25 protein-coding genes are annotated in these 26,535 nt (G+C 70.1%); 18 read left to right on the top strand and 7 right to left on the bottom strand.

Annotation, left to right across the window (positions count from 1 at the left end; genetic code table 11):
- Together ACWDR3_RS31695 and ACWDR3_RS31690 are read right to left on the bottom strand one after the other, a co-directional pair.
- On the bottom strand, nucleotides 1-1,094 hold a 1,094-nt coding region (locus tag ACWDR3_RS31695; protein ID WP_450356005.1), incomplete at its 3' end, for a DUF6271 family protein.
- The gene (locus ACWDR3_RS31690) at nucleotides 1,076-2,140 is read right to left on the bottom strand and encodes a phytanoyl-CoA dioxygenase family protein (RefSeq protein WP_450356004.1); all 1,065 of its coding nucleotides are present in this window, start codon (nucleotides 2,138-2,140) and stop codon (nucleotides 1,076-1,078) included. The genes ACWDR3_RS31690 and ACWDR3_RS31695, both read right to left, overlap by 19 nt.
- Before the next feature lie 500 nt (nucleotides 2,141-2,640).
- Here ACWDR3_RS31690 and ACWDR3_RS31685 point away from each other — a divergent pair, with 500 nt between their 5' ends.
- The 13 genes from ACWDR3_RS31685 (at nucleotide 2,641) to ACWDR3_RS31625 (ending at nucleotide 16,578) form a co-directional block, all read left to right on the top strand.
- Complete coding sequence (locus ACWDR3_RS31685) at nucleotides 2,641-4,146, top strand: glycoside hydrolase family 3 protein (protein WP_450356003.1); 1,506 nt, start codon at nucleotides 2,641-2,643, stop codon at nucleotides 4,144-4,146.
- A 137-nt stretch (nucleotides 4,147-4,283) separates the two neighbouring features.
- Nucleotides 4,284-4,883 carry a TetR/AcrR family transcriptional regulator gene (locus tag ACWDR3_RS31680; protein ID WP_450356002.1) on the top strand — a complete coding sequence of 200 codons (600 nt, stop codon included), beginning with the start codon at nucleotides 4,284-4,286 and terminating at the stop codon, nucleotides 4,881-4,883.
- Between the two features lie 82 nt (nucleotides 4,884-4,965).
- Nucleotides 4,966-5,412, top strand: a complete 447-nt coding sequence (locus ACWDR3_RS31675) for a hypothetical protein (protein WP_450356001.1) — start codon at nucleotides 4,966-4,968, stop codon at nucleotides 5,410-5,412.
- A 150-nt stretch (nucleotides 5,413-5,562) separates the two neighbouring features.
- Nucleotides 5,563-6,390: an ABC transporter ATP-binding protein gene (locus ACWDR3_RS31670; RefSeq protein ID WP_450356000.1), complete on the top strand. Its 828-nt coding sequence runs from the start codon at nucleotides 5,563-5,565 to the stop codon at nucleotides 6,388-6,390.
- Between the two features lie 17 nt (nucleotides 6,391-6,407).
- On the top strand, nucleotides 6,408-7,268 hold the full coding sequence (locus ACWDR3_RS31665) for an ABC transporter permease (protein ID WP_450355999.1): 861 nt from the start codon (nucleotides 6,408-6,410) through the stop codon (nucleotides 7,266-7,268).
- 70 nt (nucleotides 7,269-7,338) lie between these two features.
- Nucleotides 7,339-8,448 carry an ABC transporter substrate-binding protein gene (locus ACWDR3_RS31660; RefSeq protein WP_450355998.1) on the top strand — a complete coding sequence of 370 codons (1,110 nt, stop codon included), beginning with the start codon at nucleotides 7,339-7,341 and terminating at the stop codon, nucleotides 8,446-8,448.
- Between the two features lie 81 nt (nucleotides 8,449-8,529).
- Entirely contained in the window at nucleotides 8,530-9,591 is a 1,062-nt protein-coding gene (locus ACWDR3_RS31655; RefSeq protein WP_450355997.1) for an LLM class flavin-dependent oxidoreductase, read from the top strand.
- Nucleotides 9,591-10,250 carry a cysteine hydrolase family protein gene (locus ACWDR3_RS31650; protein ID WP_450355996.1) on the top strand — a complete coding sequence of 220 codons (660 nt, stop codon included), beginning with the start codon at nucleotides 9,591-9,593 and terminating at the stop codon, nucleotides 10,248-10,250. The genes ACWDR3_RS31655 and ACWDR3_RS31650 overlap by 1 nt, the downstream gene beginning before the upstream one ends.
- Nucleotides 10,247-11,581, top strand: coding sequence for an NtaA/DmoA family FMN-dependent monooxygenase (locus ACWDR3_RS31645; RefSeq protein ID WP_450355995.1), 1,335 nt, complete (start codon nucleotides 10,247-10,249; stop codon nucleotides 11,579-11,581). The genes ACWDR3_RS31650 and ACWDR3_RS31645 overlap by 4 nt, the downstream gene beginning before the upstream one ends.
- Before the next feature lies 1 nt (nucleotide 11,582).
- Nucleotides 11,583-12,989, top strand: a complete 1,407-nt coding sequence (locus ACWDR3_RS31640; protein ID WP_450355994.1) for an MFS transporter — start codon at nucleotides 11,583-11,585, stop codon at nucleotides 12,987-12,989.
- The gene (locus tag ACWDR3_RS31635) at nucleotides 12,989-13,489 is read left to right on the top strand and encodes an NAD(P)H-dependent oxidoreductase (RefSeq protein WP_450355993.1); all 501 of its coding nucleotides are present in this window, start codon (nucleotides 12,989-12,991) and stop codon (nucleotides 13,487-13,489) included. Before ACWDR3_RS31640 ends, ACWDR3_RS31635 begins: the two co-directional genes overlap by 1 nt.
- Nucleotides 13,486-13,986: a flavin reductase family protein gene (locus tag ACWDR3_RS31630; RefSeq protein WP_450355992.1), complete on the top strand. Its 501-nt coding sequence runs from the start codon at nucleotides 13,486-13,488 to the stop codon at nucleotides 13,984-13,986. Before ACWDR3_RS31635 ends, ACWDR3_RS31630 begins: the two co-directional genes overlap by 4 nt.
- 528 nt (nucleotides 13,987-14,514) lie before the next feature.
- Nucleotides 14,515-16,578: a SpoIIE family protein phosphatase gene (locus ACWDR3_RS31625; RefSeq protein ID WP_450355991.1), complete on the top strand. Its 2,064-nt coding sequence runs from the start codon at nucleotides 14,515-14,517 to the stop codon at nucleotides 16,576-16,578.
- Nucleotides 16,579-16,613: 35 nt separating this feature from the next.
- On the opposite strand, the gene ACWDR3_RS31620 is transcribed toward ACWDR3_RS31625, so the two are convergent.
- Nucleotides 16,614-17,348 carry an SDR family oxidoreductase gene (locus tag ACWDR3_RS31620; protein WP_450355990.1) on the bottom strand — a complete coding sequence of 245 codons (735 nt, stop codon included), beginning with the start codon at nucleotides 17,346-17,348 and terminating at the stop codon, nucleotides 16,614-16,616.
- 155 nt (nucleotides 17,349-17,503) lie between these two features.
- Between ACWDR3_RS31620 and ACWDR3_RS31615 the strand changes: the two genes are divergently transcribed.
- Complete coding sequence (locus ACWDR3_RS31615; RefSeq protein WP_450356008.1) at nucleotides 17,504-17,980, top strand: RrF2 family transcriptional regulator; 477 nt, start codon at nucleotides 17,504-17,506, stop codon at nucleotides 17,978-17,980.
- Nucleotides 17,981-18,008: 28 nt separating this feature from the next.
- On the opposite strand, the gene ACWDR3_RS31610 is transcribed toward ACWDR3_RS31615, so the two are convergent.
- The 3 genes from ACWDR3_RS31610 to ACWDR3_RS31600 form a co-directional block, all read right to left on the bottom strand.
- The gene (locus ACWDR3_RS31610) at nucleotides 18,009-18,617 is read right to left on the bottom strand and encodes a TetR/AcrR family transcriptional regulator (protein ID WP_450355989.1); all 609 of its coding nucleotides are present in this window, start codon (nucleotides 18,615-18,617) and stop codon (nucleotides 18,009-18,011) included.
- A 27-nt stretch (nucleotides 18,618-18,644) separates the two neighbouring features.
- Nucleotides 18,645-20,630 (bottom strand): galactose-binding domain-containing protein, encoded by a 1,986-nt coding sequence (locus tag ACWDR3_RS31605; protein ID WP_450356007.1) that lies wholly within the window; start codon nucleotides 20,628-20,630, stop codon nucleotides 18,645-18,647.
- Nucleotides 20,631-20,881: 251 nt separating this feature from the next.
- Nucleotides 20,882-21,124 carry a hypothetical protein gene (locus tag ACWDR3_RS31600; protein ID WP_450355988.1) on the bottom strand — a complete coding sequence of 81 codons (243 nt, stop codon included), beginning with the start codon at nucleotides 21,122-21,124 and terminating at the stop codon, nucleotides 20,882-20,884.
- A gap of 112 nt (nucleotides 21,125-21,236) precedes the next feature.
- Here ACWDR3_RS31600 and ACWDR3_RS31595 point away from each other — a divergent pair, with 112 nt between their 5' ends.
- On the top strand, nucleotides 21,237-22,028 hold the full coding sequence (locus tag ACWDR3_RS31595; protein ID WP_450355987.1) for an SAM-dependent methyltransferase: 792 nt from the start codon (nucleotides 21,237-21,239) through the stop codon (nucleotides 22,026-22,028).
- 7 nt (nucleotides 22,029-22,035) lie between these two features.
- On the opposite strand, the gene ACWDR3_RS31590 is transcribed toward ACWDR3_RS31595, so the two are convergent.
- On the bottom strand, nucleotides 22,036-22,317 hold the full coding sequence (locus ACWDR3_RS31590) for a hypothetical protein (RefSeq protein WP_450355986.1): 282 nt from the start codon (nucleotides 22,315-22,317) through the stop codon (nucleotides 22,036-22,038).
- 268 nt (nucleotides 22,318-22,585) lie between these two features.
- On the opposite strand from ACWDR3_RS31590, the gene ACWDR3_RS31585 reads away from it, so the two are divergent.
- The 3 genes from ACWDR3_RS31585 (at nucleotide 22,586) to ACWDR3_RS31575 (ending at nucleotide 26,533) form a co-directional block, all read left to right on the top strand.
- A complete protein-coding gene (locus tag ACWDR3_RS31585) occupies nucleotides 22,586-23,362 on the top strand; it encodes a polysaccharide lyase family 7 protein (RefSeq protein WP_450355985.1) in 777 nt (258 codons plus the stop codon).
- Nucleotides 23,363-23,514: 152 nt separating this feature from the next.
- On the top strand, nucleotides 23,515-24,375 hold the full coding sequence (locus ACWDR3_RS31580; RefSeq protein WP_450355984.1) for a hypothetical protein: 861 nt from the start codon (nucleotides 23,515-23,517) through the stop codon (nucleotides 24,373-24,375).
- Nucleotides 24,368-26,533 (top strand): bifunctional serine/threonine-protein kinase/ABC transporter substrate-binding protein, encoded by a 2,166-nt coding sequence (locus ACWDR3_RS31575; RefSeq protein ID WP_450355983.1) that lies wholly within the window; start codon nucleotides 24,368-24,370, stop codon nucleotides 26,531-26,533. The genes ACWDR3_RS31580 and ACWDR3_RS31575 overlap by 8 nt, the downstream gene beginning before the upstream one ends.
- Nucleotides 26,534-26,535: the final 2 nt, after the last annotated feature.

Raw genomic sequence — 26,535 nt, 5'->3', positions numbered from 1 at the left:
GTACTCGGTGGAGCCGAACTCGTCGAGCAGCGGGGAGTAGGCGCTCGTACTTGTCCCCGCTCGTCGACCAACTCCGGTCCCGCCTGGGCCATCCGGTCGTAGATGACGTTGAAGTAGAGCATCGACAGCAGGAATTTGACGAAGCGCATCTGGTACGCGGTGAAGCCGGCGTCCGTCCGGCGTTCCCCCGTGTAGAAGTTGACGATGTGCCGGTTGTGCAGCACACCGGGCAGGGCCGCGTCGTGGACCAGGTGGATGAGGAAGTAGTCGCTGCCGATCGTGTCGGTCGCCGGTGGCAGCGGCACGCGTTCGTGCACCCCGTGGAAGCTGATGTTGCACATGTCGACGCGCATCGGGTCGACCAGGGCCAGGGTCGAGTGGTCCTGGACGAACGGGTCGGTGCCGGCGCCCCGGAAGGACTCCTCGACCAGCTGCTTCTTCTGGTCGTCGGACCACTCCATGGGCGCCCAGAGGCTGACCATGTCGTGGTAGACGCCGGCGTCGATGTCGAGGATCTCGCCGATGTCGACGGAGAGTTCACCGACGAAGGAGGCGGCCACCATCGAGACCGTCTTCTCGGCGTGCCGCTCCGCCAGCATGTTCTCGGTGACGTCGGACGCCGTGTCGGCCGCACGCCGGCCGAGCGAGGTGAGTTCGTGGTGGACGGGGAAGAGGGTCTTCCCGTCGAGGGTCTGGTAGCGGCTGTCGGAGTCCCTGCGGTGCACGGACTCGCAGCCGAGCGCGGCGGCGATCAGGAACGCGCGGTTGGTGCAGGCCCCGTAGGAGAGCTTCTCGGGGAGCATCAACTCCAGCAGGAGGTCTGGCTTCGTGGCCGCGGCCCGGCCGATCGCCCGCTCAAGGAAGGCGCGTTGGCGATCCTCGTCGAGGTGGTGGACGACGATCCGCGGGTCGTGCGGGAGTCGGCGCACCGTCTCGGCGTGCTCCGCGTAGGCGGGCACGTCACAGGAGTCGAGGATCAGCAGGTGCACTTCGGTGTCGAAGTGCTGGACGGCGTAGGCCGCTTCATCGGAGATGGCCTCGATCGTCGCCGAGCAGGGCCGGTTGGTGGGCAGGGTCAGACATATTCGGCGCATGCGGCTTCTCCGACCGAGTCGTCCAGTTCTACGCCGCTCCAGGACGCGAGGCCCAGCAGCTTGGCGCCCAGGTCGTCGAGGGTGGCCCTGCCGTAGCGCAGCGACTCGTGCTCGTGGGCGTCGCCCAGCAGCGTCCCGTTCCACTCCGGGGTGCTGAGCGTGCGCCAGGACTCGACCCGGGAACGCCGCAGCGCCTGGTGCGTCTCCAGCGCCGGCATCATCGACAGGTACTGGGCCGCCCGGACGCCGTTCTTCGAGGTGTTGGGGGCCACTCCGTGGGCCAGCATGCCGTTGAAGATCAGCAGATCGCCGGCCTCCAACTCGGGCCGCACCACCGGGTATTCGGCGCGGTCGATGCGCGGGCGGATCGGGTCGCGGCCGTCGGGCTGGAGGGCCTTCCAGCGGTCGAAGCGGTGGAACAGCTCGGGGCAGCACTGGAAGCCGCCGAGCTCCGCGGTGGTGTCGTTCAGGGCGATGATCCCCTGGACGCGCTGCGGCGGGACACCGAGGGTGGTGTCGACGTCCCAGTGGAGTTCGATGTCGAACCCCTCTTCGGTGCTCGGGATCAGGGCCCGGGAGCGGTTCTTGACGTTGGGCGGGTTCAGGTTGAGGCGGTCCAGGGTGACCCAGAGCTCCTCGCAGTCCCACACGTCCACGAACGCGTCGTAGACCCGCTGGGTCTGGCGGCTGTCCCACATCAACTGGTGCTGGTACGCCTCGACGAACCCGTAGATGTGCAGGTCGCGGTCGAGGTCCGAGCGGTACTCCCGCTCCTCGTACCAGGTGTCCGGGCGCTCGGGGTCGAGCCCCTGGAAGTCCCAGGCGAAATCGACGAGTTGACTGGCCGCCGACGGGGATATCGCCTGCTTCACGACGACGTAGCCGTAGTTCTGCCAGGAGGCGAAGTCCGCCTCGGACAGCACGCGCAGGGGAACGGTCTTCTTGAGGTCGCGCAAGGCGGTCTGCGCGAGGTAGATCTCGCCGTCCGGGCTGAAGTAGGGGACGGGCGAAGCGGCACGGTGGAGATAACGGTCAGGCGTGGGCATGCAGTGTTCCAGACCTCGATCTCTTACCGGTGGCCACCGGCCGGAGGCCACCGCTTGTGCGAGGTGCCGGCCGCGGCACAGGAATGCGGGCGTGCGGCGGTCTGCACACCTGACACCTGCATCCGGACGCGCACCGGTGCCGAGCGACGGCGCCTGGCGAACAGCGCGCTGCCGCACGGCCCGAAGAAGGGCGGGCGGCCTACAGGGTTGCTGCACCACGCGCCGCACCAGCCACACTTCGAACTCGCGTGCCACCAATTTGGACTAGACCATCTCGCCGTGTCAAACATGCCCGTTGATCGCGTGTCGCCACCAAATCGGCGATATCCACAGGGACTTGAAGGGATCACGACAGGGCGCGGGCGGACGGTCGACGGCAGGGCGAACCCCCGGCCGCGCGCGAAGCCGGGGCGCGCCAGGGCTCCCTCTTGACATGAGCCGCTAGCCTGGGCGGAGATTGGTCTGTACCAAGTCGGCCACCTGGAAGGCGAACACACTCGATGGTCTCCAGCAAGCACAGTACGGAGTTGCGACGGCTGGCGCTCTCCGTCCTGCAACCGGGGTTCGTGGGCACCGAGGCCCCCGACTGGGTACTGCGCGAGATCAGGGACGGGCTGGCGTCCGTCGTCCTCTTCTCCCGCAACATCGTGTCGCTGGAACAGGTCGCCCTGCTCACCGCACAACTACGCGCGGAGAACCCCGAGTTGATCATCGCGATCGACGAGGAGGCCGGTGACGTCACCCGGATCGAGTCCGCGACCGGGTCCACCCGGCCGGGCAACCTCGCGCTGGGCACCGTCGACGACACCGAGCTGACCGAGTCCGTCGCCGCCGACCTCGGCCGCCAACTGCGCGCCGTCGGCGTGAGCTTGGACTACGCGCCCAGCGCGGACGTCAACTCCAACCCGGACAACCCGATCATCGGGGTCAGGTCCTTCGGGGCGGATCCCAAGGTCGTCTCCCGGCACACCGCAGCCTGGATCCGGGGCCTGCAGTCGGGCGGCGTCGCCGCCTGCGCCAAGCACTTCCCCGGCCACGGCGACGTGGCCGTCGACTCCCACCACGGCCTGCCCGTCTACGGTGCCGACCGCGACGAGATCACCGCCCAGGCCCTGCCACCGTTCCAGGCCGCCCTGGACGCGGGCGTGCGCGCGGTGATGAGCGGCCACCTCCTCGTGCCCGCGTACGATCCCGACCTGCCCGCCACGCTCAGCCCGCGCATCCTCGGCGACCTGCTCCGCGACGAGCTCGGCTTCGACGGCATGATCGTCACCGACGCCATCGAAATGGGCGCCGTCGCCGACCAGTTCGGCATCGAGGGCGCGACAGTGCGAGCGGTCGCCGCCGGCGCCGACGCGGTGTGCGTCGGGGGCGAGAACGCCGAGGAGTCGATGGTCGGCCGACTCGCCGGCGCCCTCGTCGACGCCGTGGCCGACGGAAGCCTCACCCGGGAGCGGCTGGAGCAAGCGGCCGCGCGCGTACGGGAGTTCGCCACCTGGTCGGCAGGCCTCGCGCACGCCGACAGCGGCGGCACGACCGGCGGGGACATCGGCTTCGCGGCCGCCCGCCGCGCCATCCGCCTGACCGGAGCGGTCAACGCGGCCCTGCCGCTCTCCGCCGCCCCGCACGTCGTGGAACTCGCACCCACCACGAACCTGGCCATCGGCAAGGAAACCCCCTGGGGTGTGGCGGCTCCCCTGAGCGAGCGGCTGCCGGGCACGACCACCGTCCGCGTCCAGCGCCAGGAACTCCAGGCGGCCACCCTCAGGACGTGCGCACTGGAGCCCGCCGCGGGCCGCCCCCTCGTCGTCGTGGTGCGGGACGTCTCCCGGCACGCCTGGATGGCCGCCGCCCTCGCCGACCTCATCGCGGAGCGCCCCGACGCGATCGTGGTGGAGATGGGCCTGCCGGGCGCCGGCCTGAGCGGAGCGGTACAGATCTTCACCCACGGGGCCACAGCCGCCTCCGGGGTGGCGGCGGCGGAGGTGCTGACGGGGGCGCGGTAGACGCATGGGTACGCGGCGGGACGGTCCCGCGGGGAGATGGGCATCAGGTGCTATAACTGAACCTGAATTCACATTTGCTGCTGTTCCCCGCAGTGCCCGTTCCAAGACCGCCCGTTCTCCAGAGTGCAGGAGGGCCGATGCCCGCACCCGTGACGTCCAAGGGCGAGCGCTCGGCCGCCGAGCTCAAGGCCGCCGCCCTGCGGGTCATCGGCCGCCAGGGATACCTGTCGACGAAGATCGCCGACATCACGGCGGAGGCGGGCAAGTCGGCCGGGGTCTTCTACCGGTACTTCACCGACAAGGACGACCTGCTGCGCTCGGTCGTCGACGACTTCGCCGGCGCCCTGCGCGAGCGCGTGACCGAGCAGGCGGGCGGGCCGCACGCGCTCGACGGGGTCGAGGACATCCGCGGGCACGTGCGCGCCTACTGGGAGACCTACCGCGCCCACCGCCCGGAGCTGACCGCCGTCTACGAGGCATCGCTGGTCAGCGCGGAGTTCGCCGCCCACTGGGAGGAGATGCGGGCGCGGCACGTCGACATCTGGACCGCGCATGTGACCGAGGCGCGCGATCTCGCCGCCCCGGACCGGGACACGCGGCTGACCGCGCTCGCGGTGGTGGCCATGATCGAGCGCTTCTGCCAGCTCGCGGCGCCCGCCGAGAGCGAGGAGGAGGGCAACGCGGCGGTCGAGGCCCTGACCCGCCTACTGGCACACGGCTTGCTGCGACGCGCCTGAACCCGGCACCTCGAACCCGGCGCGGAAGTCCCACCGGCACCACGAAACACCGAGGAAACGGCCCATTCCTAGACTCCGGGCTGTGCGCCTGAAAGTACTCGACTCCCCCACCGAGTGGAGCCGGTTCGCCGAGGGGTCCATGGAGCGCCGCATGTTGCTCGCACTCGGCGACGGGCTCGGTCTCGTGCTGCGCCCGAAGCCGCTGATGCTGCCGGACGGCAGCCGCGTCGAGGTGGAGGGCATCGACGCCACGGGCCGCGTCCTCGTCCAACTGGTCTGCAACCAGGGCGCCTACAAGCCCGCCTACCGCAACAAGGTCATGGCGGACATGTTCAAGCTGCTCTGGCTCCGGGACTCGGTGCCGACCGCGGAGCGCACGGTGCTGGTGGTCACGGAGCTGATCGTGCAGGCGCTCGGCGGATGGGTGGCCCGGGCCGCGGCGGACCTGGGGATCGAGATCTACGTGTTCGACGGCAGCGCGGTCGCCCCACTGCGCCCCTCGTCGCGGCCAGACGTAAAACGCCCGTAACAGACGCCCGCGTTGTCCCGAAACACAATCTTCCTACGGTCGGGGGCACCTAAGCGGATTTCCGCGTGGCAGTCAGTCGCACTCGCTACGCACGCTCTCCGACTTCCAGGATCGGGCACTCGTGCCCGCGACATGGATGGGAGCGTGAAGGTGACTGGTACGCCAGCACTCGAACTGCGGTCGGTACGACGGGTCTACGGGTTCGGGTCGACCGCGACCACGGCCCTCGACGACGTCCACCTGACGGTACCGTCGGGCCGCTTCGTCAGTCTCATCGGCCCCAGCGGCTGCGGCAAGTCGACGTTGCTGCGTCTCGTCGCGGGGCTCGAACAGCCGGACCACGGCGAGGTGTCGGTGCACGGCGTGACGCCGGCGCAGGCGTGCGCGGCCAAGATGATCGGACTCGTGCCGCAGAGCCCCGCGCTGCTGCCGTGGCTGTCCGTCCTGCGGAACGTCACGCTGCCGCAGAAGATCAACCGGGGCGCGGGCAAGCGGCGTGAACGCATCGCCGACTTCGCCGAGCGGCAGACGGCAGCCGACCCCGACATGACGGAACTCCTCGTCAAGGCCGGTCTCGGCGACGCCCTGCACAAGCTCCCGGCCCAGCTGTCCGGCGGCATGCGCCAACGCGCCGCGATCGTCCGGGCGTTCGGCCTGCGACCCGACGTGCTCGTGATGGACGAGCCCTTCTCGGCGCTCGACGAGTTCACCCGCGAGAGCCTCCAGGACCAACTCCTCGATCTGTGGGAGGAGTTGCGGACGACGGTCCTGTTCGTCACCCACTCCGTCTCCGAGGCCGTACGGCTCTCCGACACCGTCGTCGTGATGGCGCCGGGCCCCGGTCGCATCGTCGAGAGCATCGACGTCGACCTGCCCCGGCCGCGCGGTGAACGGCTCTTCGGGGAACGGCGGTTCCACGAGTACGAGGACCTGGTGCGAGAGCGGCTGCGGCGCGCCTGGCACAGCGAAGCGGCGTGAGTGGGGGCGTGAGGGAGATGACCGTAGCCGACGAACGCACCACCGCAGCCCCGCCGACGCCGGGGACGCGACCGCCTGTCGAGCCGTCCCGGTTCAGCCTGAAGCACCCGAGGTCCCGGATCGCGTGGATCCGGCCGGCCGTATGGCTGCCTCTCGTCGTGATGCTGGCGATCCTCGGTGCTCTCTGGCACTGGGGTGCCGAGAAACTGCCGTATCTGCTGCCGCCGTTGTCGGATGTCGGCGGCTCGCTCTCCGACGAGCTCGGCTACTACGTCGACAACGCGCTGGTCACCCTGGGCGAGGCCACGGCCGGGCTGGGGATGGGGTTCGTCGCCGCGTTCGTCCTGGCGGTGCTGACGAGTGAACTCCCGCTCGTGCGGCGGGCGGTGATGCCGATCGCGGTCGTCCTCAATGTGACCCCGCTGGTGGCGATCGCGCCGGCGCTGGTCGTGGCTTTCGGGTTCGGGCCCATGCCCAAGCTGATCATCACCGGGCTGATCTGTTTCTTTCCGATTCTCATCAACACGGCTACGGGATTGCGGTCCGTTCCTCAGCAGGTGTTGCAGGTCTATCGGACGATGAATGCGAGTCGGTTCGAGCTGTTGTGGCATGTGCGTGTTCCCAGTGCACTGCCCTATCTCTTTGCCGCGCTGCGAATCGTCTTTCCGCTGTCGATCATCGGGGCGGTGGTTGCGGAGATGTCGGCGTCCGGTTCCACGGGTGGCCTCGGTACTGCGATCAGTGTGGCCTCCTCCATGAATCAACTTCCTGTTGTCTACGCCTCGATCTTCGTTCTCGCGGTGATGGGCGTTCTGCTGTTGCTCGCGGTGACAGTCGTCGAGCGCCGCGTCCTCCATTGGCACGACAGCACGAACTGAATCTGACGGGGCGCTGCTCCGGACCCGTGTTCCTCAACTTCTCGGCGTCAACGCCAGTTTGGAGTCACCCATGCCCTCCCATCGACTCACCAGATCCGCCCTTGTCGCCGCCGTGCTGGTACTCGGACTCGCTGGATGTGGTTCCGGCTCCGACGACAGTTCCTCCGCCGGTGCCGCCGGTTCCGCCATTTCCGCGAAGCGCTGCGCCGAGAACAAGGCCGCCGGGAAGATCACGTATCTCTCCGGGTACCAGTTCCAGTCCTCCGTCTCGATCCTCGAATACGTCGCCGCCGCCAAGCTCGGCTATTTCAAGGACCTCTGCCTCACCGTCGATCTCAAGCCCGGTACCGGGGACACCGCGCAGAACACCAAGTTGCTGGCGAGCGGGCAGGCGACGGTGTCCGCGATCTCCGAGCAGGATCTGATCCAGGCGCAGGCCAACGGGATCGACATCAAGGGGATTTCCTCGTATTCGAACGCCGGTCTCGACATTCTGATGACCAACAAGGACATCACCGATCTGACCCAGCTCGACGGCAAGGTCGTCGGTCACAAGGGCTACGTCCCCGCCACCGTCGAGGCGATGATGGTCAAGGCCGGCGTCAAATGGGACTCGCTCAAGCTGGTCAAGGAGGGCTACGACCCCTCCGTACTGCCCCGAAAGCAGGGCGGCCTCGAAGCGCTCACCGGGTTCGTCTCCAACGAGCCCAACCAGCTCAAGGCGGCCGGCAAGGACGTCACCGTGTGGAAGCCGGTCGACTACGACATCCCCAGCTCGATCGGCGCCATGGCGGTGAACCCGGCGTTCGCCAAGGCGCACCCGCACGCCGTCGAGGACGTCCTGCGGGCCGCCCTGCATGCCTACGAGTACTGCTCGTCCAGCGAGGCGCACATCACCGAATGCGTGGGCTACGCGGCGAAGTTGTCAGGGCCGACCTACGACAAGAAGCTCAACGCGACCATCTGGAAGACCGAGACGCAGGTCGTGAAGGAGAATCCGGCGCCCGGGCAGCCGCTGGGCGGCATCGACACCGCCAATGTCGGGAAACTCGTCGACATGCTGCACCAGTTCAAGATCGTGCCGAGCAGTGTGACCGCCGCCAAGGCCGAGGGGTGGTTCGACACCTCCTTCGTCAAGGACATCTACAGCGGCGACAAGCTCGTCTGGCCCGCACCGTGAAGCCGTAGAGCCGTAGAGGTGTGCAGCCATGGCCGGAGAGCCGTGGGAAAACCCTGAAAGAGCCGCAGAAAGGCCCCTGACGTGTCCGCGAAAGAGTACGGAATCTTCCTTCCCATCGGGAACGGCGGCTGGATGCTGTCGACCACCGCGCCGCATCCCGAGGCTACCTACTCGTACAACAGGCGTGCCGCCGTGCACGCGGAGAGCATCGGGCTCGACTTCGTGATGTCGATGGCCAAGTGGCGTGGTTTCGGCGGGAGTACGGACCACTGGGGCCGCTCGCTGGAGTCGATGACGATGATGGCGGCGCTCGCCGAGGCGACCAGCCGGGTCAGGATCTGGGCCACCCTGCACGCCAACATCCACAATCCCGCCGTCGCGGCGAAGATGCTGACCACCCTCCAGGACATCTCCGGCGGCCGGGCCGGGATGAACATCGTGAACGGCTCGTACGCCGGGGAGTTCGAGCAGTTCGGCGACTGGGACCCGGAGTTGAGCCACGCGGACCGCTACCGGATGACGGAACTCTGGACGGAGGCCGTGACCCGGCTGTGGACCGAGGACTCGGTCACGATGCGCACCCCGTACTTCGACCTCGTCGACTGCGAGTCCCGGCCGCATCCGGCGACCCGGCCGACCCTGATCAGCGCGGGGCGGTCCGAGGACGCGCGCCGGTTCCAGGCCCGGTACGCCGACGGCGCCTTCCTCGCCGCCGACAGCCTCGACGACATGCGGTCCCTGTCCGCGGACGTCCATGCCCGGGCGAGGGCCAACGGCCGTGTGTGCAAGACGTATTCGATGCTCACCGTCGTCCAGGACGACACCGACGAACTGGCGGTCAAGAAGGTGAAGGAGTGGGGCGTGGGCGTCGACCGCGAGGCGCTCGCCCATATGCGGCACACCTGGGGCGTACCCGAGGACCAGGCCCGAGCGTGGGCCGACGGCGCCGACGGGGAGGCGGCCTTCCAGACGCCGTACGTCGCCGGCAGCGCCCGTACCGTCACCGAGCACATCGAGTACATCGTGCGGGAGGCCGACCTCGACGGACTCATGCTGATCTTCCCGGAGTACGACGAGGACATGCTGCTGTTCGGCGAGACCGTGCTGCCCGCGCTGCGGGCCCGCGACGAGGTGGCGGCCTGATGTCCGAACTGCGGGAGAGACAACTCGCCCGGCTCGCCCGGCCCGAGAGCAGGCCGGCGCTCGTCGTGGTCGACGTGCAGCGCGACTTCGCCGATCCCGACCGGCTGGGAGCGTACGGCCTGACCGACGCCACGCTGGCGACGCTCGACCGGACGGTCACCCGCATCGGCGATCTCGTCGATGCCGCACGGACGGCCGAAGTACCCGTGGTGTGGGTCGAGTTGGGCAGTGATCCGGCGCGGCCCTGGCGGTCGAGCAACTGGCTGCGCGAGGGCGACTTCGACGCGCCCATGAGTCCGGACGAGCCGTGCCGCATCGGGACGCCCGGCGCCGAGTGGTATCAAATGCAGCCCATCAAGGGTGAGTTGCGGGTCGTCAAGCGCGGTTACAGCGGGTTCCTCGGCACCGATCTCGACCCGCGCCTGCGCGCGGCCGGCTGCGACTGGCTCACCGTGGTGGGCCTGACGAGCGAGTGCTGCGTGTACGCGACCGCACAGGACGCCGTCCAACTCGACTGGCCCGTCGTCGTACCGCAGGACACGACGGCCGCCTACGACCGCCACGTCAACGCCGCCGCGCTGTTCCAGCTGGGACTGAACGTGGCCGTGCTCAGCGACGCCGACGAGGTCGTCGAGCTGTGGAAGAAGGCCGCGCGATGACCGGCATGCACATCGGCTACGACCTCTCCTTCACCCACACCGAGGGCGCGTGGGCCCGGCCGGGTTCCTGGGTCGGGCTCGACTTCCCGGACGTACGCATGTACATGGAGCTGGCCCGCACGGCCGAACGCGCCGGTGTGGACCTGCTGTTCTTCGGTGACGGCAGTGGCATACCCAGTACCTGGCGGGGCAGTATCGAACCGGCCGTGGAGTGGGGCATCCAGTGGCCGCGGCACGACATGGCGCCCGTGATCGCCGCGATGTCCACCGTGACCGAGCGGATCGGCTTCGGGCTGACGTACTCCTCGACGTTCATGCATCCCTTCTACGTCGCCCGGCTGTTGAACTCGCTCGACCATGTGTCGGGCGGGCGCATCGCCTTCAACGTGGTCGCCTCGACGCGTGGCGCGGACGCGGCGAACTACGGTTTCGGCGAGCTGATGGACCACGACCTGCGTTACGAGCGGATGGAGGAGTTCATCGCCGTGTGCCGTGCGTTGTGGGACTCCGTGGCACCCGACGCGATCGTGCGCGACCGGGCCACAGGACGCTTCGCCGACCCCGCCAAGGTGCACGCGATCGACCACCACGGGCGCTTCTTCACCGTGCGCGGCCCGCTCGCGTCGGTGCCCAGCCCGCAGCACCACCCGCTCATCGTCCAGGCGGGCAACTCCCCGCGCGGCATTGCCGCTTCGGCCCGGTTCGCCGATCTCATCTTCGGCTTCGGGGGCAACCTCGGCTCCCAGCAGCGCCACCGCAAGTTGCTCGACGAGGCGCTGCTGGCGGAGGGACGCGACCCGGCCCGGGTGGGCATCCTGTGGGCGACCCAGGTCGTCGTCGGGCGTACGGCGGCCGAGGCGCGGGAGCGCCGCGACGCGGTGCACGAGTTCTGGCACGAGGAGGCCGTCGCCACCTACCTCTCGCACAACATGGGCTACGACCTGTCGACGCTCCCGAGTTCGTTCCGACTGGCCGAGTTGCGGGACGAGTTGATCGCGGCCAACGCGAGCCCCGCGGGCCTGGTCGGTTCGCTGGTCGCGGAGTTCGGGGACGAGCACACGATGAGCCGGGACGAGTTCTTCGCGCACGGCCGCAGTCGCGCGACGGGCCTCGATCACAGTCTGGTCGGTGACGCGGCCTCCGTGGCCGACGCGTTGGAGGAGAACTTCGCCGCGACCGGATCGCTCGGCGGGTACATGTTCTCCTGCCCGTCGGCCATGCCCGCCGGCTTCGCCGAGGTCGGCGAGCTGCTCCTGCCCGAGCTGCGCCGGCGCGGCGCGCTCGCGCCCCCTCGTCCCGGTGCCACGCTGCGCGAGAACCTGGCGAGGTGAGATGAGCGCGGGAAGCGAGCGCCGCCACTGGCTCGCCCTCACCAGCCTGTGCGCGGGGTTCTTCATGCTGCTGCTGGACAGCACGGTCACCTCGGTCGCCCTGCCCGCGCTGGTCACCGGCCTGCACACCAGCGAGACCCTCGCACTGTGGGTCAACAGCGGCTACCTCATCGCCTACGCCGTCCCCCTGATCATCGCGGGACGGCTCGGGGACCGCTACGGTCACCGGCGCGTCCACCTCATCGGACTCGCGGTCTTCACGCTCGGGTCGCTGCTGTGCGCGCTGGCCACCACCGTCGAGGCCCTCATCGGCTGGCGCCTGGCGCAGGGCCTCGGTGCCGCGCTGATGACACCGCAGTGCCTGACCATCATCAAGGCCCTGTTCCGCCCGCCGCGGCTCGCTGTCGCGCTCGGCGTCTGGGGTGCGGCCGGCGGCGCCGCGGTGGCCGCGGGACCCCTGGTCGGCGGACTGCTCGTCGGTGTCGGCGGCTGGCCGGCGGTGTTCTGGGTCAACGTCCCGGTCGGTGTCGCCGTGCTGATCGCCGTGGCCGTCTTCGTCCCCGTCCTCCCCCGCCAGCGCGCGGCCATCCCGATCTGGGCGATCTGCGCGAACGCGACCGGTCTCGGCGCGCTCGTCCTCGGCGTCCAGGGCACGGACGCCGGGAGCGCCGAGGTATGGGGAGTCCCCCGCTGGCTGCTCGCCGTCGCCGGGGCGCTGCTCGTCGCGGCCGTCGTCCGGGTGCAACGGGCCGACGGGACGCGGGCGCTCGTACCGATCGATCTGCTGCGCAGCCGCAGGTTCGTCACCGCGGCCTGGGGAGGTGCCGCCGCGGCCTTCTGCTCGGGCTCGGCGATGATCCCGCTGATGCTCTACCTCCAGCGGGAGCGCGCCCTCACTCCCGGCGCCGCGGCCCTCACCCTCGTACCCATGGGTGTGGTGTGTGTGCTCGGGGCCCCGGTCTCGGCCCGGCTGAACAACGGGGTCGGCGCGCGTGCCGTCGCCCTCGTCGGGTCGTCCGCGCTCGTGCTGTCCATCGGGGCGTCGGCGGTGCTCGTCGCCACGGACGCGCCGGTCGCGGCACTGACCGCTGTCTTCGCCGTGTACGGAGTGGCCAACTCGTTCGTCTGGTCGCCGCTGTCGATCGCGGCGGTGACCTCGGTCGCGCCGGATCTGGTCGGGGCGGCGTCGGGCACCTTCAATGCCGTGAAGCAACTCGGGGCGGTGCTGGGCAGTGCGGTCTGTGCCGTGCTGCTCAGCGGACTCGGCTACACCGCTGCCCTCGGCGGACTAGCCGCCGTCGGTCTCGTCTGTCTCCTCGCCTCCCTGCTCCTCCGAGTCGACCACCCCGGGGCGAACTCCCGCGCGGCAGCCGCCGCCGGGCCCCGGCTACCCACAGGAGTCGCCTGATGAAGGCTGTCGCCGTCGTCGGAAATCCGAAGGCCGCCTCGCGCACCCGCGATGCCGCCGAACGCCTCGCCGAGGCACTCGGGCTGGACTGTGAGGTCCTCGAAGTCGGTTCGCTCGGGGCCGGTCTGCTCGGCTGGGGCGACCCGGGCGTCGCCGCGGCCGTCGAGCGGGTGCGGGCCGCCGACGTCGTGATCGCTGCCTCGCCCACGTACAAGGGGACGTACACCGGGCTGCTCAAGGTCTTCCTCGATCAGTTCCCCACGGCGACGGGACTCGCCGGTCAGGTGGCGCTGCCCCTGATGCTCGGTGCGGGGCCCGCGCACGCGCTCGCCCCCGAGCTCACCCTCAAACCGGTGCTCGTCGAACTCGGTGCGATCTGCCCCGCGCAGGGCCTCTACCAGCTCGACTCCACGTACACGACGGACGACTCGCTCGCCCGCTGGCTGGAGCGGTGGGGCCGGACCGTGCTCGACATCGCCCGCACGAGGGCGGCCCGATGACGGCACTGGAGGGATTCACCTCCGATCCCGACGAAGTCACCAGGGCGTTCTCCGGTTTCCCGGCCGGAGTCGCCGCCCTCGCGGCGCGCGTCCGCGACGAACCGACCGTCATGATCGTCTCCTCCTTCGCCGTCGGCGTCTCCCACCGGCCGCCGATGGTCTCGTTCGCCATTCAGCACAGCTCGACGACCTGGCCGGAGCTGTCGGGCGCGGAGGCGATCGGTGTCTCCGTCCTCGGCGAGGAACACAGCGACAAGGCCCGCCAACTCGCCTCCCGCAGCAAGGAGGGCCGATTCGTCGGCCTCGGCACCACGGAGGCCGCCTCCGGCGCGATCTTCCTGGAGGGCGCCCCGATCCTGCTGGAGTGCGCCATCGAGCACACCTATCCGGCGGGCGACCACGACATCATCGTGCTGCGCGTCCTGGCGATGATGACCGACGACGAGCGCAATCCGGTGGTGTGGCACCGGCGGAGGCTGAAGCTGCTGGCCGGTTGAGCCGGTGCACGCCCCGGGTCGGACGCGGTCCCGGGGCGCGGTCGAACTCGTAGCGGATCATGAGCCGTTCGGCGAGCCGTGGCCCCGGCTTTCCCTGTATGTCTGCGCGAGCAGGCCCGGCGCAAGACAATGTCGGCTGTGCTGGCCGAAATGGGGTGGCGCGGGGGTAGCGTGCCGGTGGCAGAGGAGGCGCGGGCTCACCAGGACAGTGCGCCCGAGCGGGCGGGAAGGGGACGGGCCGGAGTGAGTGTCGACGTCTTCGATCCCCCGTACCACCGGCCCGAGGCCCCGAACCGCTGCGCCCCCAGGGACCCGGGGTACCGTTCGGCCTGGGCCGACACGATGGGGTGGCGCCGGTACGAGACATGTCGATCACGATCCGGATCAAGGACGTCTCGCGCCGACGGGAGATGGGCATGACGCCGTCGACCGTGCAGACTCGTCCGGCGAGGGCCGGACACAGGGTGGAGCCGCTGCGCCGCGAGTTATGTCAGCTCGGAGTCGTGGAGGACGAGGAGGGAGGGGATCGTGGCTGATACGCCTGCCGAGGTGCGCGCCGTCCACGTCACGGCACGCGGCGAGGAACCCGTGACGTACACGCCGGTTCCCGACCCGGAGCTCGGCCCGGCGACGTTCTCGTCGGCTCCCGACCCGGATCCGCGTACGCCGATGGATGCCTCGCCGGCTCGGGCGGAGCCGTTGACCCCGGACGAGGCGACCGTGGCCCAGGTCGCCCGTACCCCCGAGGGCGCGGTCGCGGACGTGCTCGCTCCGCTCACCGACGTCGACGCGCCCACGTCCGCCCTCCAGCAGCCTCTTCCCCGCCCGTCGGCCCCCGCGGGTTCCCGTCGTACCGACGAGCGGTTGCGCTTCGTGGGCTCGGCGACCCGGCGGATCGCGCGTGGCCTGGATCTGGAGGAGATCGTGACGGGGCTGGTGCGAGCCACCGTGCCGGCCTTCTGCGACTCGGTCCTGGTCTATCTGCGCGACCCGATGCCCGTCGGCGACGAACGCCCGCCCGACAATCTGGTGCTGCGGCTGCACCGCGCCGAGAGCGCGACCCAGGAGAAGATCCCGGCGGAGACGGTGGTGACCACCGCCGGGCCCCTGCTCGCCCCGTCCGCTCCTCTCCTGCGCGGTACTCATCGCGGTCCGGTGGCGCCCGGCGGTCCGCTCGCCGAGGTGCTGCGCGCGGTGCGCCCCGTCTTCATCGACATGCCCGCGGCCCACGCCGCGCTGCCCGAACTCCTGGGCGACGGCGACGAGTTCGCCGTACCCGAAGGACAGCGGGCGATCCTCGCGCCGCTGCGCGGCCGGCGCCGGGTGACCGGTGCCGCGCTCTTCGTGCGCCGCGCCGAGCAGCCCTCCTACGAGCACGACGACCTCCTGGTCGCCGCCCAGCTCGCCACCCACACCGCCCTCGCCATCGACAAGGCCGTGCTCTACGGCCGCGAGGCGTTCATCGCCGACGAGCTGCAGCGCACGATGCTGCCGCAGACCCTGCCGACCAGCGCCGGTGTGCGCCTCGCCTTCCGCTACCTGCCCGCGGCCGAGACCGCACGGGTCGGCGGCGACTGGTACGACGCCATCCCGCTGCCCGGCAGCCGCATCGCGCTGGTCATCGGTGACGTCATGGGCCACTCGATGACCTCGGCCGCGGTCATGGGCCAGCTGCGCACCACGGTCCAGACCCTCGCCGGACTCGACCTGCCCCCGCAGGAGATCCTGCACCACCTGAACGAGCAGACCCAGCGGATGGGCACCGACCGCATGGCCACCTGCCTCTACGCGGTCTACGACCCCATCTCCCACCGCCTGAGCATCGCCAACGCGGGCCATCCCCCGCCGCTGTTGCTGCACCCCGACGGTCACACCGAGGTGCTGCAGGTCCCGCCGGGCGCCCCGATCGGCGTCGGCGGCGTCGACTTCGAGACCGTGGAGCTGGAGGCGCCCGCCGGAGCGACCCTGCTCTTCTACACCGACGGCCTCGTCGAGTCCCGGCTGCGGGACGTCGTCACCGGCATCGAGCAGCTGCGGGAGAAGCTGAGCGCGGCGGCGCAGGCGACCGGCCCGGACGATCCGCCGTCTCTCGAAGCCCTGTGCGACGAGGCGCTCACCATGCCCGGCGCCGGGGACCGGGACGACGACATCGCGATGCTCGCCGCCCGCTTCGACGGCATCGCCGCGAGCGATGTGGCCTACTGGCTCCTCGAACCCGAGAACACTGCCCCCGCCCGCGCCCGCCGGCTCACCCGCCGCACGCTCGCGCGCTGGGGCATGGAGGAACTCAGCGACTCCGTCGAACTGCTGGTGAGCGAGGTGGTCACGAACGCCGTCCGGTACACGACCCGGCCCATCACCCTGCGGCTGCTGCGCACCGATGTGCTGCGCTGCGAGGTCGGCGACGACGTGCCGCAGCTGCCGCGGCTGCGGCAGGCCGGGACCACGGACGAGAACGGACGCGGCCTGTATCTGGTGAACCGGCTCGCCAGGCGTTGGGGCGCGACCCGCTTGAACACCGGCAAGATCGTCTGGTTCGAGTTCCCACGCGCCCAGGCCGCGTCCGCCGTCCCGGCGGGCGACGACGGCTAGGTGATCAGCTCGCGTCGCCCCGTCCGGTCGTCCGCTCAGGACGCCAGCCAGTCCCGGTAGTGGGTCGGCGCGATGCGGGCGTCGCTCGGCGCGGTCAGGACGTCGCCCTTGACGGCGCCGAACATGCCGGCGCTCTCGTCGACGACGACCTTGCGCTGGTCCCCCTTGGCGGCGAGGGTGATCCGGCCCACCTCGTCGAGGGTGAAGACGTCGGGGCCCCCGACGTTCACGATGCCGCCCACGGGCGCGCCCGCGGCGACGTCGGCGACCGTGGCCGCGACGTCTGCGGCGGCGATGGGCTGGATGGGTGTGCTGGGCAGCCGGACGGTGGTGTCGTTCGAGGTCCAGGACATGACCGCGCCCATGAACTCCATGAACTGGGTGGCGCGCACGATGGAGAACGGCACGCGGCCGGCCCTGAGCAGGTCCTCCTGGAGAACCTTCGCCCGGTAGTAGTCCAGCTCGGGCACCTCGTCCACGCCCACGATGGACAGGATCACCGCGTGTCCGACGCCCGCCTTGCGGCTCGCCTCCAGCAGGTTGTCCATCGACGTCTGGAAGAACGCCGGTGAGGCCTCGTCGAAGGTCGGCGAGTTCGTGAGGTTGACGACCACGTCCGCGCCGGCGAGCGCTTCGTCGAGACCCGCGCCCGTGATGACGTCCACACCCGTCGACAGGGCGTGCGGCGTCGCCTCGTGGCCCTGCTCGTTCAGCCGGCTGACCACCTGCGAGCCGATCAGGCCCGTGCCACCGACAACCGCGATCTTCATGATCGTTCCTTTCGTCGCTTCTGCACCGCCATGCCCTCACCGTAGGTCGGCACGGAACACCTTGCCGACGCGATACTCGGACATTTTCTATCCGGAACTATACTCGGACAGTAAGTGTCCGAGTCAAGCGGCTGGGTAAGGTGATCAGCGTGAAAATGTCGGGTGGGGTCGAGTGGGCGCTGCACTGCTGTGTCGTGCTGACGTCGGTGCGCGAGCCGGTGCCGGCCGCGCGCCTGGCGGAACTGCACGACGTCTCCCCCACCTACCTCGCCAAGCAGCTCCAGGCCCTCTCCCGGGCCGGACTCGTCCACTCGACGCAGGGCAAGTCGGGGGGCTACGCGCTCACCCGGTCCCCGGAACTGATCACCGTCCTCGACGTGGTCGACGCCGTGGACGGTCCGAGCCCCGCCTTCGTGTGCACGGAGATCCGTCAGCGCGGTCCGATGGCCACCCCGGCCGAGGCCTGCACGAAGCCCTGCCCGATCTCCCGCGCCATGGCCACCGCCGAAACCGCCCGCCGCGAGGCCCTCAGGGCAATCTCCATCGCCGACCTGGCGAACGACGTGGTGTCCGACTCCGGCGCGGGCGCCCTGAACGCCGTCGGCACCTGGCTGCGTACGACGGGCACCTGAGCGGGCCTGGGGTCTTAGGGCCTACGGGTCAGGCTCGGCGGGCCTCGTCCTGCACCAGGCCCGCGATGTGCGCGGTGACCGTGTCCAGGATGTCGGCCCAGGCCGATTCATCGCCGAGGACAAGGTAGTTGAGGGTCAGACCGTCGGTCATGGCGGCCAGATAGCGGGCCAACACGGAGACGGGTACGGCCAGTTGGAGGTCCATGCCGTCGCGCAGCTGGTCGATGAGTTCGGCGTAGGCGGCGCCGTACAGCTCGTACTGTCTGCGGGCCAGATGCTCGAACCCCGGCTCGCGCAGGGCGTATTGGGTGAGCTCGTAGGTGAGCATGTGGGCGTCGGGGTGGGCGCGCACGTGGTCCCAGTACGCCTCGAAGCCGGCCCGGACGGTCTCCACGAGCGTGGCCCTGGGGCGAAGTGCCTGCTTCACCACCCGCACCGAGTCGTCGGTGAGGGTGGTGATGACGGACTCGATCAGTGCCTGCTTGGAGTCGAAGCAGTAGTGGAAGACGCTCAGGGACACGCCCGCCTCGGCGGCGATGGACCGGGTCGTCGTCTTCGCGACGCCGTCCCGGGCCATCGCCCTGATCGCCGCTGCCGTCAGCTGTCCGCGGCGCTCGGCCGACGGCATGCGTGCCATGGGTGTCCTCGGGTGGGGTGAGGTGGCTCAGGCGCTGTGGACGCCCACTTCGTAGAGCGAGTATCCCCAGTCGGTGCCGCGGTCGAGGCCGTGCACCCGCACATAGCGGGCCGGGGTGCCGGTGAAGCGGGCGGTGTCCAGGCCGCCGTCTCCCGAGGTGGTGGACCAGACGGTCTGCCAGCTGGTGCCGTCGCTGGAGAGTTCGACGGCGTACGACTTCCCGTACGCGCGCTCCCAGTCCAGCGTGACCCTGCTGACCAGGTGGGTGGAGCCCAGGTCGACCTGCCACCACTGGTCGTCGCTCCAGTCGCTGGCCCAGCGCGAGTCGTCGTCACCGTCCACGGCCCGGCCGGGCTGGTAGCTGGTGAAGGGGTTCGACTCGGACGAACTGGCCCTGGCGGACGCCCCCTTGGCGAGATTGACCGAGGCCTGGTGCTGTTCGGTCGCGCCCCACGTGCCGAGGTAGGTCTCGGCACCCCGGAACAGGTCGTTCACCACGTCCTGGCCGCCGACGAGCCGGATGTCCTCGACCCAGTCGGGGACCAGCCCGACATGGGCGGCACCGTCGGTGTTGAGGTCGAAGGTGCGGGAGCCGGTGGTCTGCTTGTCGATGACCGAGCCGCCGTCGACGCTCTTGAAGGGGTACGTGACCTTGTTCGTGGCGTCGGCGCCGCGCGGGGCGGGGTGGTCGCCGATGCCGTTGAAGTCGGTGCCGAAGCCGTAGCCCACGTCGTACTTGTCGCGCAGCGCGTCGGTCCGCCCGGCCTCCGCGGCGAACGCCTCGGAGCCGTGCATGTACTGGGCGACGAAGCCACCGAGCGAGTAGACGCGCTCGGTCCAGTTGAGGTCCATCCAGCTGTGCGAGGAGATGACGCCGGGGTAGGAGGCCGCCTCGAAGATGTCCAGCGCCTGGCCGACGGCCTTGACGCTCATGTGGTCGATCTCCAGCATCATCTTGCGTTTCATCATGCCGCTCACCGCGTACTCGCCGAGTTCGGTGAGCCCTCGGGTGTTGCACTGGGCGTTCTCGGCGTACGAGGGGACGGCCACGCCGGCCGGCAGGTCCTCCTCGGCCTCGGAGGCTGCGGTGCCGATGGGGTTGTCGTGCTGCGGTCCCTTGCACGTCTCGGTCTGCCAGAAGGTGCCGGTGGACAGGAACTGCCCCACGTTGATGGCCGTTCCGAGGCCGCCCTCGTCGAAGCGGACGCCGCACAGCGCGTTGTCGAACTTGTGGCACAGGAACATCGAGCGCACGCCGAGCGCGTACAGCTCGTCGAGGCCCTTGTCGATGTCGGCCTTGCTGCACTGGCCGATGTCGAGGATCTGCTTGCAGCCGAACGGCTCGGAGGTCTCGACGCCCAGGATCACCGCCAACTTGCCCTGCTCGATGACCTGTCGGGCCTGCGCGCTGTCGGTGACGATCCGGAACCAGCCCTTGCCGGTGCCGCCGTACTGCGCGTCGATGTAGGCCTGGAGCTGGTAAGTGAGCTTCGCCTGCAGCCGGATCGAGGTCATCTCGTCACAACTGCGGTCCTTGAAGGGGTAGATGGAGCAGATCATGCCGTTGGTGACGAGGTCGTTGACCAGCACCCGCTGCCCGCCGCGCCAGGCCCGCTCGACCCAGGCGTAGTAGTTGGCCTGATGGGTCATCGAGTCGTACGTGGGCCAGTCCTTGAACGTGGGCCAGCCGACCGGGTCGTGCTTGCCGTCGCCGCCGTGGGTGATGTAGTCGAAGATCGCGAGCGTGCCGTCGGGGTAGTGCTCGGGACAGTCCTTGAGCGCGTCGGCGACTCCGGCCTCGGAGTACACCTTGCCGCAGATCAGCCGTCCGCCGAAGGCCTCGTTGCCGAAGAGGTGGTTGTGCGCGTCGACGAACCCCTGTACCTCGCCTGCGGAGTTGGTGCCGGTGAAGGGTTCGCCGGTGACGTTGATCTGGGCGTCCGGGGTGGGCCGTGAGGTGGGGATCCACCAGTCGTTGCCGGCGGCCGAACTCGGTGTGGGACCAAGGGCCATGGCCAGGAAGAGAAGCAGCAGCGACACCACGGTGACGTGCTTGCGTCTGCGGTACGAACGAGCGATCAGCGTCACGGCCACGTCCCTGGGTCGGCGGGATGGCGCGGTTGACCAACCCATGGGGTTGTCATGACCTGCGCAAGATATGGCTTGAGGATCGGGGCGGGCGGCTTCCGAGTCAAGAGTCCGGGACGCTTGACCTGATAGCTGTGCGGCGCCTGTCGACGGGCGGAAGATCGCCGCGGGGTCGCTCAGCCGCTTCCGTCGAGGTCGTATCCGGGCGGGACGGCGTCCTCGGGCTCGGCCGTTTCCACGGCCGCGTCCTCGGGCTCGCCGGATTCCACCGCCGGGCGAGGGCGGCCGGTGATCGCGCGGAACAGCGCCCGCACGCCGCGGTAGACGCCGAGGAGCACCAGGCCCACAAGACCGAGGCCGAGCCAGCCGACGACCTGGGTGACGATCATCAGCACGAACATCTCGCCGGAGCTCGACATCCCCTCACCCCCTCGCGAAGGCAGAGTCTCCCCAGGAATTACCCCGCGGAATCGAGCAGTAGAGTGATCGTCATCGAACCTGCCCCGCCCCCCCCGGCGCGATGGAGTTGCCATGACGACCGACCCCCAGCCGCCCCTGTCGATCGACACCAGCAAGGCGCATCCCGCGCGGGTCTACGACTGGCTGCTCGGCGGCAAGGACAACTACCCGGTGGACGAGGCCGTGGGCGAGAAGCTGCCGCCCGAGGCGAAGGACGCGGCGCGGCAGAACCGGCAGTTCATGCACCGTGCGGCAGCCTGGCTGGCCGGGCAGGGCATCGACCAGTTCCTGGACATCGGCACGGGGATCCCCACCGAGCCCAATCTCCACCAGGTCGTCCAGGAGATCGTGCCGACGGCGAAGGTCGTCTACGCCGACAACGACCCGATCGTCCTGCGGCACGCCGAGGCCCTGCTGGTCAGCCGTACCGAGGGGGCCACCGACTACATCGAGGCCGATGTGCGCCGGCCCGAGCTGATCGTCGAACACGCCCGGCACGTCCTGGACTTCGAGCGTCCCATCGCCCTGTCGCTGATCGCTCTGATGCACTTCATCCCCGACGAACAGGACGCCCACGGCCTGGTCCGCAACCTGGTCGCCACGCTGCCCGTGGGCAGCTACCTGGTGCTGTCGCACGCCGCGTCCGACCTGTATCCGGAACTCGCCGCACAGGTCACCGCCGAGTACGCCAAGGGCGGCATCAAGCTCGGCTTCCGCACCCGGCCGGAGGTGGAGCGCTTCTTCGACGGCCTCGACCTCGTCGCGCCGGGGCTGGTGACGGCGCCGGAGTGGAACCTGTCGGGCTCGGCGGTGGAGCCGGAGGGCAGCGGGATCTACGCCGGGGTGGCGCGAGTCGTCGCCTGAGCCGGGCTCAGCCGACGGCGAGCACGACCACGCCCACGAGGGCGAAGAGACAGCCGCCCGCCACCCATGTGAACGCGAGGAGCCGCGTGAGCCGCTCCTCGCGTCCCTGCGCCCACGCCCGTGAGCCTCGGACCGCCACCGGCCGCCGAAGGCGTTCCGCCGCGATCCGGTCACGCGTCCGCGCGGCGCCCCGCGCGGACAGGAGGTAGGCGCCCAGGCACGCGAACGCCAGGCCGAGGACGACCATGAACGCGGGCACGAAGGCCGCCGACGCGGCGAAGTCGAGCACGTGACGATGATGGGGCGACGGCGCGTCCCGGTCAACGGCCGACGAGAACCCGCCCCACCAGGCCCGCGCGGTCGGCGCGGTCCGTGCGGTCGGCGCACCCCGGACCGGAGTTGAGACGCCAACTCCGTTTCACCCCTTGACGCGTATGGTTCAGACCTTTAACTTCTCCTGCATGCGCATGGTTCATGAATGAACTTGTTGTTCATGTACGTGAAACATGGCGTCGCTCGGCTCGCCTTCTTCCCCCACGTCGTCGAAAGGCACGCCCATGATCCGTTCCAAAGTCCGGGCAGGCATGACCCTCTCGGCCGTCATCGGCACCCTCGTGGTCCTGAGCACCGGCAGTGCCGGGGCCGCCGACCCCACCAAGGCCCCCGGCGGCAACTTCGACCTCGGGATATGGCAGCTCCAGGAGCCGGTCGGCTCCCCGGGCTCGCCGACCACCATCTCCTCGGCCCGGCTCCAGGGCGCGAACGGGTTCCAGGACTCGTACTTCTACACCGACACGCGTGACGGAGCGATGACCTTCTGGGCGCCCGAGAAGGGCGTCACGACCCCCAACTCCAACTACGCGCGCTCCGAGTTGCGGGAGATGAACCGCAGCGGCAGCGCCGCCAACTGGTCGCTGAGCGGAAGCCACAAGCTGAGCGCGACCCTGCGTGTGGTGTCGGTGACGTCCAACGTGTGCGTCGGCCAGATCCACCTCGGCACCGGCGGCACCTCCACCAAGCCGCTCATGGAGCTCTACTACCGCTCCAACGGCGACATCCTCATCGGCACGGAGAACTCCCCCGCCGGCGGCCAGACCCTGCACCCCATCACCAACGTCGGCATCGGCAAGACCTGGACGTACACCATCGCCGTCTCCGGCGGGAACACCATCGACCTCACGGTGAACGGCTCCACCACGCACTACTCGATCCCGTCGTCGTTCTTCCCGTACAAGCAGTACTTCAAGGCCGGTTCCTACAACCAGTCGTCCTCCGACAGCACCACCAAGGGCGCGCGCGTCGCCTTCTACGGGCTGACCGTCTCCCACAGCTGACACTTCCGGCGAAGTGTCACCAAGCGATGGCCAAGGGGTTACCGTTTACCTCAACTCAGCCTCCCGCAGCCCCAGTTGGCGTCACATGGCGCTACGGTTCGGCCAACGGTTCCCAGGTGGGGGACCGTTGGCCGATTGCGTTGGGGGTGAGCGTGAGAGGACATGGATTAGTCCTGTCCGCGGCGGCGGCGACTGTGCTGTTGGCGGGGTGCACGAACGGACAGGCGGACAAGGACGCGGCGCCGAAGAGCGATCCGAGCGCGACCGGGGGGAACAGCGCGAGTCCTTCGCCGTCGGAGACGACGGCCAACGAGCCGTACACGATCGCCGAGGCCGACGCGCCGAAGACCCGCGCCGAGGCGGAGGCCTTCGTCCGTGACGTGACCGTGCGCCCGGACTACTTCGGTTCCGGCTACCGCAAGCGTGACCCGTACGAGGCCGGTCCCTTCTCCTGGGCGGTGCTGGGCCAGGACTGTCTGTGGCGGCGCGAGGCGATCCCGGACACGGTCCTCGCGAGCCTCACCCGCTCCTTCGTACGACCGGGCACGGACGGCAAGGGCGCGGTGTACGTGTCCCTCACCGTGACCGTGCACACCTCCACGCTCCAGGCCCGCCGGGACATGGCGATGTCCCTGGAGGAGCCGCTGCGCTGCCCGCAGCAGCGGCTGAACGCGACGGACGTGGTCCAGGACATGACCTCGCGGGGCGATCCGTACATCGAGCAGCGGACGGGCACGTCGGACGACGACGTCACCGAGTACGGGCACTACGTCGTGGACGGCGACCCGAAGGCGCGGCGCTTCGACTGGTACAAGCACCGGCTCGGCCCGGTGACGGTGGCCGCGACCGTGCGACACGCCGCCGGCACCACGGAGGAGCAGCAAGTGGCGGTGACCCAGGCGGCGTTGGGGGGCGTCGACTTCGTGACGGCCGACGTGGACCGGATCGGCAGGAGCGAGGACGGGGCCGGCCCCGGCGCGTCCGCCGAGGCGAAGGGATCGGACGATGAGTGAGCCGCTGCGTCCGTCCGACCCGTCCGCGGTCGGCGGTTTCAGACTGCTGCGCCGGCTGGGCGCCGGCGGCATGGGGGTGGTCTATCTGGGCCGCTCCGAGGCGGGGGCGCTGGCCGCCGTGAAGGTGATCCGGGCGGAGAGCGCGGCCGACGACGGCTTCCGCGCCCGGTTCGCGCGGGAGGCGGACCTCGCGGGCCGCGTCGACAACCCCTGGGTGGTTCCCGTGCTCGGCGCGGACGCCACCGCCCACGATCCATGGCTGGCGACCGGTTTCGTCGCCGGGCCCTCCCTCGCGGAGGCGGTCGGCGAGCACGGACCGCTGCCCGAGTCCGCCGTACGCGTGCTGGGCTCGCTCCTCGGTGAGGCGCTGGCCGCCGTGCACGCGGCGGGACTGATCCACCGTGACGTCAAGCCGGGCAACGTCCTGCTGGCCGTGAACGGCCCCCGCCTGATCGACTTCGGCATCGCCCGGGCCACCGACGACACCGCTCTGACCGCCTCGGGCGTGGTGGTCGGCACCCCGGGTTTCCTCGCCCCGGAACAGGCGCGCGGCGAGGACGCCTCACCCGCGAGCGACGTCTTCGCGCTGGGCTGCGTACTGGCCTACGCCACCACCGGGCGACCCCCGTTCGGCACGGGCACCCCGGACGCGCTGCTGTACCGCACCGTCCACGACGAACCCGATCTCGACGGCGTGACCGGCGAGTTGAGGGAGGCACTGGGCGCCTGTCTGAGCAAGGACCCCGAACTCCGGCCCAGTCCCGAGGAGTTGCGGGCGCGGCTCGCCGCGGACGTCCCCGAGTCGCCCTCCGCCTGGCTGCCCGACCCGGTCGCGCGTACCGTCGCGGCCCGCTCGGCGGAGAGCCTCGCACTGCCGGACATCGAGCCCACCGTGGTGGACGACCCCGAACCGGCACAGCCACCGCGCCCGTCCCGCCGGCGCCTGCTGGTCGTCGGGGGCGCGCTGCTGCTGGCGGGCGGCGGCACCGGCGCCGCGGTATGGGCCTCGGGGAGCGACGACGAGAAGAAGGACAAGGCGGCCACCCGGCCCTCGTACGTCCTCGGAGTGCAGGTCAGCCGCACCGGCGACCGGGCCGAGGTGAGCCGGGCCTGCGAGCGGGCCGCGCGGCTCGCCGTCGCCGAGCACAACGCCACCGCCGGCCGCGCCTTCGACCTGCGCGTGCGGGTGCTCGACGACCGCGGCGACCTCGACAAGGCCACCTCCGTCGCCCACGAATTCGCCGCGGACAACGACGTCATGGCGGTGCTCGGGCCGGTCACCGAACTGACCATGCGCGCCGCCTCGCGCGTCTACGGAGCGGCGAAGCTGACCCACGTCTCCAGCGCGACCGGGCAGAACGACTTCTACGTCTGGTCCCCGACCGTCTCCTTCCAGACCGCCGCGGGCGAGCAGGCCGAGGGCACCGGGGTCGCGCTGCAAGCGCTCATCTCCGGCAAGAGCGGCCGCCGGCTCGGCGTCGTCATCGACCGGTCCGGCGGCTCCGTCATGCACGACCAGGGCAGCATCCTGGCCGTCCAGTGGCGGGACTCCCTCAAAGGACAGGTGGTGCCGCGGATCGTCGCCGAGGACTCCAACGACGCGCCGGGCGCCGTGAGTTACGTACTCGCGCAGGACGTCGACGACTTCGCGTACTTCGGACCGCTGGACGCGACGGTCCGCGCGGCACGGCAGGTCGCCGCGACCGGCTTCACGGGTGCGCGGTGGATGTCGCACGTCCTGTACGGGAGCGACTTCCCGAAGCAGGCGGGGACCGCGGGCGAGGGCTGGTACCTCGTGTCGTCCATCGTCGACCCCACGGCACTCAAGACCAAGGAGGCCGAACGCTTCACCGCCGCCTGGCGCAAGCGGTTCGGCGACGCACCGGATCCGTACGGTACGGAGGCCTACGACAGCGTCCGCATGATGGTGCGGGAGTTCACCCGTACCCTGCCCTCCGGAGGTGGGCGCCCGGACCGGCTCGCGCTCGCGAAGCGGCTGCGCAAGGTCACCTACAAAGGCATCTCGCACACGTACACCTTCAACGACTTCAATCAGTACGACACCACCTACCAGCAGATGGGTTCCGAGATCTACGTCCACCAGGTGCATGACGGGCGCTTCCAGCAGCTGGGGCCGGTCATCCCGAAGCAGGAGTAGGG

It is taken from the genome of Streptomyces sp. NPDC001002, assembly GCF_053599215.1.
This window is presented reverse-complemented; position numbering and strand designations above follow the sequence as displayed.

Coding starts and splice junctions, on each gene's coding strand:
- ACWDR3_RS31615 (WP_450356008.1), top strand. CDS start 17,504: ATGTCGGGTGGGGTCGAGTGGGCGCTGCACTGCTGTGTCGTGCTGACG.
- ACWDR3_RS31645 (WP_450355995.1), top strand. CDS start 10,247: ATGACCGGCATGCACATCGGCTACGACCTCTCCTTCACCCACACCGAG.
- ACWDR3_RS31650 (WP_450355996.1), top strand. CDS start 9,591: ATGTCCGAACTGCGGGAGAGACAACTCGCCCGGCTCGCCCGGCCCGAG.
- ACWDR3_RS31640 (WP_450355994.1), top strand. CDS start 11,583: ATGAGCGCGGGAAGCGAGCGCCGCCACTGGCTCGCCCTCACCAGCCTG.
- ACWDR3_RS31595 (WP_450355987.1), top strand. CDS start 21,237: ATGACGACCGACCCCCAGCCGCCCCTGTCGATCGACACCAGCAAGGCG.
- ACWDR3_RS31660 (WP_450355998.1), top strand. CDS start 7,339: ATGCCCTCCCATCGACTCACCAGATCCGCCCTTGTCGCCGCCGTGCTG.
- ACWDR3_RS31620 (WP_450355990.1), bottom strand. CDS start 17,348: ATGAAGATCGCGGTTGTCGGTGGCACGGGCCTGATCGGCTCGCAGGTG.
- ACWDR3_RS31690 (WP_450356004.1), bottom strand. CDS start 2,140: ATGCCCACGCCTGACCGTTATCTCCACCGTGCCGCTTCGCCCGTCCCC.
- ACWDR3_RS31685 (WP_450356003.1), top strand. CDS start 2,641: ATGGTCTCCAGCAAGCACAGTACGGAGTTGCGACGGCTGGCGCTCTCC.
- ACWDR3_RS31610 (WP_450355989.1), bottom strand. CDS start 18,617: ATGGCACGCATGCCGTCGGCCGAGCGCCGCGGACAGCTGACGGCAGCG.
- ACWDR3_RS31680 (WP_450356002.1), top strand. CDS start 4,284: ATGCCCGCACCCGTGACGTCCAAGGGCGAGCGCTCGGCCGCCGAGCTC.
- ACWDR3_RS31600 (WP_450355988.1), bottom strand. CDS start 21,124: ATGTCGAGCTCCGGCGAGATGTTCGTGCTGATGATCGTCACCCAGGTC.
- ACWDR3_RS31605 (WP_450356007.1), bottom strand. CDS start 20,630: ATGGCCCTTGGTCCCACACCGAGTTCGGCCGCCGGCAACGACTGGTGG.
- ACWDR3_RS31575 (WP_450355983.1), top strand. CDS start 24,368: ATGAGTGAGCCGCTGCGTCCGTCCGACCCGTCCGCGGTCGGCGGTTTC.
- ACWDR3_RS31635 (WP_450355993.1), top strand. CDS start 12,989: ATGAAGGCTGTCGCCGTCGTCGGAAATCCGAAGGCCGCCTCGCGCACC.
- ACWDR3_RS31585 (WP_450355985.1), top strand. CDS start 22,586: ATGATCCGTTCCAAAGTCCGGGCAGGCATGACCCTCTCGGCCGTCATC.
- ACWDR3_RS31630 (WP_450355992.1), top strand. CDS start 13,486: ATGACGGCACTGGAGGGATTCACCTCCGATCCCGACGAAGTCACCAGG.
- ACWDR3_RS31665 (WP_450355999.1), top strand. CDS start 6,408: ATGACCGTAGCCGACGAACGCACCACCGCAGCCCCGCCGACGCCGGGG.